Source organism: Shimia sp. FJ5 (genome assembly GCF_032918335.1).
GTDB lineage: Bacteria > Pseudomonadota > Alphaproteobacteria > Rhodobacterales > Rhodobacteraceae > Shimia > Shimia aestuarii_A.
This window is the reverse complement of sequence record NZ_JAWJUV010000019.1, coordinates 1-971: the sequence shown is the minus strand read 5'-3', so window position 1 is coordinate 971 and position 971 is coordinate 1. Positions and strand designations below refer to the sequence as shown.

The following is a 971-nucleotide window of genomic DNA, read 5'->3' as shown; positions in this document are numbered from 1 at the left end:
GTCGTGCGGAAGTAGAACTGCGGACGGTAGTTCGCGAAGAACGGCGTGTGACGGCCACCTTCATCCTTGGTCAGGATGTAGGCTTCGGCTTCGAACTTGGTGTGCGGGTTCACGGAGCCCGGCTTGCAGAGAACCTGACCACGCTCAACCGCTTCACGGTCCACACCGCGCAGCAGCGCGCCGATGTTGTCGCCTGCTTCACCGCGGTCAAGCAGCTTGCGGAACATTTCAACGCCGGTACAGGTCGTCTTCTGGGTGTCCTTGATGCCGACGATTTCGATCTCGTCGCCCACGTTGATCACACCACGCTCAACACGGCCGGTCACAACCGTACCACGACCCGAGATCGAGAACACGTCTTCGATCGGCATCAGGAACGGCTGGTCGGTGGCGCGCGGCGGCTGCGGGATGTACTCGTCAACAGCGGCCATCAGCTCAGCAATCTTCTGCTCGCCGATTTCCGGGTCGCGACCTTCGAGAGCGGCCAGAGCCGAACCCGCGATGATCGGAATATCGTCGCCCGGGAAGTCGTACTCGGAGAGAAGTTCACGCACTTCCATCTCGACGAGCTCGAGGAGCTCTTCGTCGTCGACCTGGTCAACTTTGTTGAGGAACACGACCATCGCCGGGATGCCGACCTGACGGCCAAGCAGGATGTGCTCGCGGGTCTGCGGCATCGGGCCGTCAGCAGCGTTCACAACCAGGATCGCGCCGTCCATCTGGGCCGCACCGGTGATCATGTTTTTCACGTAGTCGGCGTGGCCGGGGCAGTCGACGTGGGCGTAGTGACGCGCGTCGGTCTCGTATTCCACGTGCGCGGTCGAGATGGTGATGCCGCGGGCTTTCTCTTCCGGCGCGCCGTCAATCTCGTCATAGGCTTTGAAGTCACCAAATTGCTTGGTGATCGCTGCCGTCAGGGTCGTCTTGCCGTGGTCAACGTGACCAATCGTGCCGATGTTGCAGTGCGGTTT

The 971-nt window shown here is 61.4% G+C and carries 1 protein-coding gene; it reads right to left on the bottom strand.

Annotated features, from left to right (window positions below; translation table 11 throughout):
• Window positions 1-971, bottom strand: a 971-nt coding sequence (gene tuf, locus R1W01_RS18380) for an elongation factor Tu (protein WP_317275467.1), incomplete at both ends; no start/stop codon positions are given.